This window comes from Eggerthella sp., assembly GCF_048329335.1.
Lineage (GTDB): Bacteria > Actinomycetota > Coriobacteriia > Coriobacteriales > Eggerthellaceae > Eggerthella > Eggerthella lenta.
In genome coordinates this window covers 1-8,342 of sequence record NZ_DBFEGU010000289.1, presented here as the reverse complement: position 1 = coordinate 8,342, position 8,342 = coordinate 1, and the positions used below count along the sequence as shown (strand labels likewise).

Annotated in this window: 6 protein-coding genes; all 6 read right to left on the bottom strand. The window is 65.9% G+C overall.

Annotated elements, in window-relative coordinates; translation table 11 throughout:
• A partial coding sequence (locus tag ACMO6A_RS09295; protein ID WP_418471139.1) for a DUF520 family protein occupies positions 1-117 on the bottom strand: 117 nt, incomplete at its 3' end.
• Between the two features lie 144 nt (positions 118-261).
• Positions 262-1,398: a helix-turn-helix domain-containing protein gene (locus tag ACMO6A_RS09290; RefSeq protein WP_009307032.1), complete on the bottom strand. Its 1,137-nt coding sequence runs from the start codon at positions 1,396-1,398 to the stop codon at positions 262-264.
• A 12-nt stretch (positions 1,399-1,410) separates the two neighbouring features.
• Complete coding sequence (locus ACMO6A_RS09285) at positions 1,411-3,939, bottom strand: FtsK/SpoIIIE family DNA translocase (RefSeq protein ID WP_009307033.1); 2,529 nt, start codon at positions 3,937-3,939, stop codon at positions 1,411-1,413.
• A gap of 101 nt (positions 3,940-4,040) precedes the next feature.
• Positions 4,041-5,966, bottom strand: a complete 1,926-nt coding sequence (locus ACMO6A_RS09280; RefSeq protein WP_009608620.1) for a ribonuclease J — start codon at positions 5,964-5,966, stop codon at positions 4,041-4,043.
• Between the two features lie 289 nt (positions 5,967-6,255).
• Positions 6,256-7,146 carry a 4-hydroxy-tetrahydrodipicolinate synthase gene (gene dapA, locus ACMO6A_RS09275; protein WP_009608703.1) on the bottom strand — a complete coding sequence of 297 codons (891 nt, stop codon included), beginning with the start codon at positions 7,144-7,146 and terminating at the stop codon, positions 6,256-6,258.
• Positions 7,147-7,246: 100 nt separating this feature from the next.
• Positions 7,247-8,014 carry a 4-hydroxy-tetrahydrodipicolinate reductase gene (dapB, locus tag ACMO6A_RS09270; protein ID WP_009307036.1) on the bottom strand — a complete coding sequence of 256 codons (768 nt, stop codon included), beginning with the start codon at positions 8,012-8,014 and terminating at the stop codon, positions 7,247-7,249.
• Positions 8,015-8,342 lie beyond the last annotated feature (328 nt).

The following is an 8,342-nucleotide window of genomic DNA, read 5'->3' as shown; positions in this document are numbered from 1 at the left end:
GCCCGAGTCTTTCAGGTCGTAGCGCTGCGCGAGCTCCTTCTTCGCCTGCTGGAAGGCGTTGTCGATCTCTTGCATGTCGACCGTGGACACGATGTCGAAGCTGGATTCCTTGGCCATGGAACGTTCCTTTCCGCGCGACGCGGCCCGCACTGGCGGGCCGCTCGAATTTTCGTTTGCGCACAGCATAGCGCATTTTCGCGCCCAAGCCGGCAATTTCAGAGGCGCTCCATGACGAACGGGTTCTCCGACCGGCGGAAACCCCTAAGCGGCGGATGTTCCATCCCCGGTTTTCGCGCCATCCTCGGCTGCTTTGTCGGCGGCGTCCGCGTCGGCCGACCCCTTCTTCTTGGCATCCGGATGATCCTCGTACCACTTCTCCAGGTAGGCGTCGAAATCGACCGTGGCCATGGGCATGCCGGTAGCCGGATCGGAGCCGTCGAACTTGACCGCCTCGCCGTCCACCTTGATCGTCACGCCGTCGCTCGCCCAAGCGGCGAACGTCCACACGTCGCCCTCGGCCAGCTCAACGGTGTCCTCCTCGCCGCCCGAGAACATCTGGTCTTCGGACGTCCCGTCCTTCGTGATAACCGCGTACACCGGGGTGTCCTTGGCGATCGTGTAGGTCACCTTGATGCTGGTCGGAGCAGTTTCAACAGGCTTGGCCTGCGGTTGCGCGGGGGTTTCGCCGCCTTCCGTGCCGCTGCCGTCCTGCGTCGGGTCGGCGAGCCCCGTCACCGGCAGCTTCGTCACATCCTCGTTCGAGCTCCCGCCGTTGTTGCCGAACACGAGCACCAGCACCACGATGAGCAGCACGAGGATCACGCCGCCCGCGATGACGAAAGGCAGCTTCGACTGCACGACGCTCGAGGCCTTCGGCCCTGCGTAGAAGTTCGTGTACTCGGCGTTCGGCAGCGCCGCATGGCGGCTGGGATGCGTGCGTCCCTCGGAATAGAGGCGCTCCGAACCCCCGCGCGCGCCGTAATCGCGACCGTAGTCGCGCCGGTCGTCGTACATCGTACGCCCGAACGCATTCTGCCGCGGCGGGCGCTCGTCGACTTGCTGCGAGGGGCGAGCGCCCTGCCGCGAGGTCGAGCGTCCCGTGCGCGAAGATCCTCCTCGATCGAAACCCGAGGGCTGCGCGCCGTTGCGCGCGCGTCCCACCTGGTAGGCGTAGGCCTCGTCCAGGTACATGCGCGTCATCTCGGTGGGGTTGAGCCCCACGAGGCGCGCGTAGGCGTTCACCATGTTGCGCGCGTAGCCGCGCGGCGGCATGCGGGAGAAATCGTCTTCCTCGATAGCGCGCAGGATGTCGGGTCGGATGCGCAGCCGTCGCGCAGCCGTCGCGAGATCGTAGCCCTTGCGCTCGCGCGCCTCTCTCAATATGGTTCCGAATGTCACCTGGCCACCTCGTTATTCCTCAGGGTTCGCCGCGTCGTGCGCCTCGAAGGCCTTCAACGTCTCGAGCTCCATGGCGTCTACGAGCACTTCGCGGGGCTTGCTGCCGTTCGGCGGCCCCACGACGCCCTTTTCCTCCAGCATGTCCATTATACGCCCAGCGCGCGAATAGCCCACCTTCAGGCGGCGCTGGATGTTCGAGGTTGATCCGAGGCCGCTCGACACCACGATGTCCGCCGCTTCCCAGATGAGCGGATCGTCGTCGGAGACGCCGCCGCCCGAACCGTCGGGTTGCGACGCGCCCAGCGTGATGAGGTTCGTCTGCAGGATCTCGGAATGGTACTCCGGCTCGCCCTGGTCTTTGAGCATGGCCACCACGGCGTTGATCTCGTCTTCCGATACGTAGCATCCCTGGATTCGCTGGGGACGGGCGAACTCGGGCTTCGACAGCAAGAGATCGCCCAGGCCGATGAGGTTCTCGGCGCCCGGCGTGTCCAAGATGACGCGGCTGTCGATGCCGCTGGCCACGTTGAACGAGATGCGGTTCGTGATGTTCGCCTTGATAAGGCCCGTGACCACGTTCGTGGAAGGGCGCTGCGTGGCCACGATGAGATGGATGCCGGCCGCGCGCGCGAGCTGCGCGATGCGGCTGATGGAGAACTCCACCTCCTTGCCCACGTTCATCATGAGGTCGGCCAGCTCGTCGATGATGATGACGAGGTAGGGCAGCTCGGCCCCCAGCTCGCCGGCCGGCGGCTCTTCGCCGGCTTCGATCGCTTTCTGCTGCGCGGCCAGCTCGGCCTGCACCTTCGCGTTGTACTGGCCGATGTTGCGAGCACCCACCTTCGAGAACACTTTCAGGCGGCGCTCCATCTCGGCCACGCCCCACGAAAGCGCGCTGGCCGCCTCGCGCGGCTCGGTGACTACGGGCACGTACAGGTGCGGGATGCCGTTGTAGGGCGTGAACTCCACGCGTTTCGGGTCGATCATGATGAAGCGCACCTCGGAAGGCGTGGCGCGCATGAGGATGGACATGATCATGGCGTTGATTGACACCGACTTGCCCGAACCGGTAGTGCCGCCGATGAGCAAGTGGGGCATCTTCGCGAGGTCGGAGACGATGGAGCGGCCCTCGACGTCCTTGCCGATGACGATCTGCAGCGGGCCCTCGTCCGCATCTTTGATGACGTCGCCCAAGAGCACGCTCTGGCGCGTGCGGTTGGGCACCTCGATCCCGACGTAGTTCGTGCCGGGGATGGGCGCGAAGATGCGCACGCCCGGCGCTGCCAACGCAAGCGCGATGTCCTGCTCGAGCGCCGTGATGCGGCTGACGCGCACGCCTGCGGGCAGATCGACTTTGAACAGCGTCACCGTAGGTCCGGCGACCCAGCCAACGACCTCGGCCATGATAGCGAAGCTTTCGAGCGTCTCCTGGAGACAGGCCGCGGTGTCGGCCAGCTCGGCGTCGGAAGCGCGGTCCTTCTTGGAGTTCTTCGACACGGCCAGCAGATCCGCGGGCGGTAGCACGAAACCGTCCGCCGGACGAGGAGAGGCCAGGGGCGTGGAGCTCGCGGACGGCTTGGGAGCCGCAGGGGAGCTATCGGATTTGTCGTGCTTGCGGCCGAGCTTGCGCGTGAGCGTTTGCGGGGCCTCGCCTCCCCCTTCCTCGGTAGAAGCCGCACGGTTGCCGATCGCTTGAGTGACCAGCGACTGCGACGCGCGACGGGGCTTGCTCGGTCGACCCTTTGCATCCTTGGCGCGCGGTAGGACGTTCGTTGCACCCGCCTCCACAACCTCGCCGGTCGTGGGCACCACGGGAACCTTCGCGCCCGTCGAGCGCTTCATGCGGGCGTAGGGCGGAGCCGCCAGCACGTCGTCGTCCGCATCGTCGGCGACAAGCGCCCGACGGGCGTCCTGTACGCGTTCGACCAGCTTCGACACCGAGAACCCGATGATCACGAGCCCGGCCAGGACTATCCCGATCATGATGATGCACGTCACCGCTTGCCCGAACAGGCTGATTCCAACCCATGCGATGCCGGCGCCCAGATAGCCGCCTCGCGCGGCGAGCTCGTCCGACAGGAACAGCCGGTCGACGGAATCGGGCGCGGATTCGGGCGTGAAGAGGGCCAGCAGGGAGAGCGCGGCGACGAAGATCATCACAAGGCCCACAGCCACGCGCACCGGTACGCGTTCGCGGTCGAAACGCGCGAGGAAGCTGGCTCCGATGATCAGCAAGAGGAACGGCAAAAGATAGGCGCCTAGACCCAGCGAGAGGTGCAGCGCCGTGGAAACGAACGAGGTGACCACGGCGTTCGTAGGCAGCACCGCCGCCACGAACAGGACGACCGCGAGCACGGCGAAAGCCACGCCGGTGATATCGCGACGCGTGCGCTCGTCAAGCAGACGGGGCTCCTCCGTCGCCTGCGGGCGCGCGCCCTTGGCCTGCTTCGCCCTTTTTTCGGCGGGCGAGGCCGCCTTGCCCTTCGATTTCGTCGCCGAAGACGCTTTCGGCTTCGCGGTGCTGGATGACTGTCGGGCCACGCCCTACTCCTTTATGCTGCGTTTGATCTGCGTTTCATGGGTTTGTTTCAGCCTATGCTGCGGCCGCACGCCCCCGCGAGGGCGCATGCGGCCATTATAGCTTAAACCTCGAGCAAGTTCACAATCACCATGGGACGGGTTTTCGTGCGTTCCCACAGGAGGGACAGCAAGGCGTCGCGTCCGGCCTTCTTCCACTCCTTCTGGCCGCCGCCCTTTCCCATAGCGCGCCCGAGCGCGTTCTTCACGGTGCCCTGCGCCTCGCGCACGAGGAAATCGTCGTCGCCGCCCGTGATGCCGTGCATTTCGATCTGCACGTTGCCCACCACGTTCTTTCCCTTCGGCGACACCGCGGCGGCGATGGCCGCAAACCCCTGCGAACCCAAAGCGTTGCGCTCGTCGAGCACGCCCTGCGAGGTGTCGCCCACCGACAGGCCGTCCACGAACACGATGCCGCTTTGCACGGTCTCGCCGCGAACGACGCCCTGCGACGTCAGCTCAAGGCTTTCGCCGTTTTCGCAGATGAAAACATTGTCGGTCGGCACGCCCGTCGCCTCGGCCAGACGAGCATGCGCGCGCAGGTGGGTGGCCTCGCCGTGCACCGGCATGAACGCCTTGGGCTGCACGATGGAGAGCACGAGCTTGAGCTCCTCGGCGCCGGCGTGACCCGACACGTGCACGCGTGCGCGGTTCTTGTCGTACACGTCCGCGCCGATCTTCGCCAGGCCGTTGATGACGCGCGTGACCGCCTTCTCGTTGCCTGGAACCGGCGTGGCCGACACGATGACCGTGTCGCCTTCGTCCATCTGGATGGTGCGATGCTCGCCGTTGGCGATGCGCGCCAGCGCCGAGAGCGGCTCGCCCTGGCTGCCCGTGCACATGATGACCACCTGCTCGGGCGGAATGCCCTTGAGGTCGTATGCGTCGATGAGGTCCGTGTCGCTGATGCTGAGATAGCCCAGGCGGCGCGCGATATCGGTGTTTTGGATCATCGAGCGGCCCGTCACCACCACCTTGCGGCCGTTGGCTACGGCGGCGTCGCAGATCTGCTGCATGCGGTGGATATGGCTGGCGAACGACGCGATGATGACGCGACCCTTCGCCTGCGATATGATCTTCGCCAGCTCCTTGCCGACTTCGGCCTCCGACGGCGTGAAGTTGGGGTTCTGGGCGTTGGTGGAGTCGCTCATCATGAGGTCGACGCCGATTTCGCTGAACTTCGACAGCGCGCCGAAGTCGGTGGTCACGCCGTCGATGGGGGTCTGATCGAGCTTGAAGTCGCCCGTGTGCAGCACGTTTCCGGCCGGGCTCTGGAAGAACACGCCCACGGCGCCCGGGATGGAGTGGTTCACGGCGAAGAACTCGGCCGTGAAGCAACCCAGCTTGATCTGGTCGCCCGGTTTGATCTCGACGAGCTTGGCGTTCTTGATCTTATGCTCGGCGAACTTGCCCTCGATGAGGCCCAGCGTCATCTTCGTGCCGTAGATGGGCACGTTGCGATCGAGGTCCTTCATGAGGTACGGGAGGGTTCCTGTGTGGTCCTCGTGGCCGTGCGTGATGACGATGCCGCGCAGCTTGTCGGCGTTCTCCAGCACGTAGGTGTAGTCGGGCAGGATGAGATCGACGCCCGGATGGTTGTCGTCGGGAAACATCAGGCCGGCGTCGTCGAGGATCATGTCGCCTTTGCACTCGAACACCGTCATGTTCTTGCCGATGGCGTCGAGACCGCCCAGCGGGATGATCTTGAGCGTGGCGTTCGGATCCTTCTTCGGCGAGGCGAAGTTGCGTCGCGCGCTCTGGTCGCCGCGGTTGGACGCAGCGCGCTGACCGCCCTCCCCCGCCTTCGACAGCTGCGGGCGCTTGTGCTCGAGCTGCACGTGCTTGTACGTGCGGGTCTTCTTGTTGCCCTGGCCGTTCTCGTTTCCGTTCGCGCGGGGCGCTTTCTCTCCCCTGCGCGGGCTCCCGCCGGAGCGGTTCTCCGTGCGTGCGCGATCGCTTCCGCGCTGGACGCGCGGGTTCTTCTCTTCCATATCGTTCCTTTTTTCTCAGGCGACGGGGGCGCATGCACGAGGAGCCGGGTATCCCGGCTGGTCTCGCAGCAGGCTGAAATTCGTTCGAGCCTGCAAGCCCGCACGTCGCGGTTATATCATGCGCCGCGATGCGCGGCGCTTCGGTCCTTCTTCATGTCGTCATCCTGAGCAGAGCGCCGTTGGTGCGGAGTCGAAGGATTCCGCTCGGCGCCAGCCGGGGTACTTCCTGCTATCGTCGCACGGGACCCTTCGACTCCGCGCTACGCGCTCCGCTCAGGATGGCAAACGGCTACAGCACGCCCACCTCGCGCATGGTGGCGGCCAGGCGCTCGGACTGCTCGGGCGTGGCATCCACGAGCGGCAGGCGCACGCCGCCCACGGGGAAGCCCAGCAGCTTGAGCGCTTCCTTGACGAGAATGGGGTTCGACGTTTCGAACAGTCCCGTCATGAGCGGCATCAAGCGCTCGTTGGCCGCCTCGGCGGCCTCCCAGTCGCCTGCAGCCGCCAGCTCGACGATCTCCTTCATGCGAGCGGGAGACACGTTGCCGATGGTGGAGATGACTCCGGCGCCGCCTCGCTTCATGACGTCGAGCGTGGCGGAGTCGTCGCCGGAGTACACGACGAAGCCGTCCGGAGCGCCTGCGACGATGGCCTCGACCTGATCCATCTTGCCCGACGCCTCCTTCACGGCCACGACGTTGTCGCAGTCGTGGGCGAGGCGCAGCGTGGTCTCGGCTTCCATGTTCACCACGCAGCGGCCCGGAATGTTGTACAGGATGATGGGCAGCTCCACCGCGTCGGCGATGGTGCGGAAGTGACGGTACATGCCCTCTTGGGGAGGCTTGTTGTAGTAGGGCACCACGCACATAAAGCCGTCGACGCCTAACTCGGCCACGTCGCGGGCGAAGCCCACCGTGTCGGCCGTGCAGTTGTCGCCCACGTTCGCGATGACGGGGACGCGGTCGCCCACGGCCTCCACCACGGCGCGGAACAGCTCCATCTTCTGCGGGTAGAACACGGTCGGGCTCTCCCCCGTCGTGCCGTTGATGATGAGGGAGTCGCTGCCGCCGTCGACGAGGCGCGCGGCAAGCGCCTGAGCCTTGTCAAGATCGAGCTCGCGATTCTCATCGAAGGGCGTGACCATGGCCGGGATCATCCGGCCGAACCGAGGCTGCGACATGCTCTGACTCCTCACCTTCCATGCGCGCGACCCGTGCCGCTTGCGCATCCAACATACAAAAACAAGTGCCTGAACGGCTATTATCCCACGAGATGAGCCCTCAGGCCATGAAGTTCTCCAAACCTACAACCAGCCCGTCGCACGAGCCCACGCTACGAATGCCCAACAGCACGCCCGGCATGTACGACGTACGGTCCCATGAGTCATGGCGGATGGACAGCGTCTGGCCGAGCGATCCGAAGATCACTTCCTGGCTGGCGACGTAGCCCATCGAGCGCACGGAATGCACCGGCACGCCGTCCACGAGCGCGCCGCGCGCGCCCTCGGCGCCTTCGATCTCGGTCTCCTTGCCGGGAGCCTCGCTCGCGCGCCCGCCACGCGCTTCAGCGATGATCTGCGCCGTGCGCACCGCGGTGCCCGAAGGAGCGTCCTTCTTGTTGCAGTGGTGAAACTCGATGACCTCGGCCTCCGGGAAGTACGGCGCGGCGGCCTTGGCGAACTCCATCATGAGCACCGCGCCCGTCGTGAAGTTCGGCGCGTAGAACAGACAGGTGCCGTCGGGCGCGAGCGCGGCCAGCTCCTGCAACGTCTCGTTCGACAGGCCGGTAGTGCCCACCACGCAGTCGACTCCCGCGGGAAGCGCCTCGCGCAGGTTGTCGGCCACGACGGAAGGCTGGGTGAAGTCGACGAGCACATCGGCCGTCCAAGACTCGAGCGCGGCCGCCACCGTCGGGTACACGGGGAAGTCGACCTCGGGCCTGTGCGGGTCGATGCCGCACACCAGTTCCATATCGTTCGCCGCGCGCACCGCGTCGCATACGGTCCTGCCCATACGGCCCGCGCATCCCGCAACTGCCACCTTGATCATCGCTGCCTGCCTTTCGCTTCATGTACCCGAACATCCTACCACGCGGATATACGCCGCTTGCGCCGCCGTTACCCGGCCGGCACGATTCGTCGGCCATCCGCCCTCCCGCAACGACGAAGGGGCCGCGTTCGGCCCCTTCGCTCGAATCAAAACCGCTTACGCGTCGTGACGGCGGCGCGGCGTGCGGTTGCCGCCTCCGTTGCCCTCGCGTCCGCTGCGACCCGGACGATTGTCTCGGCCGCCGTTGCGATCGCCGCGCTCGCGACGCTCGCCGTTGGAAGCGCTGCTTTCGGGGGCGTCCGGCTTGTCGAGGCGGTCGAGCGATATC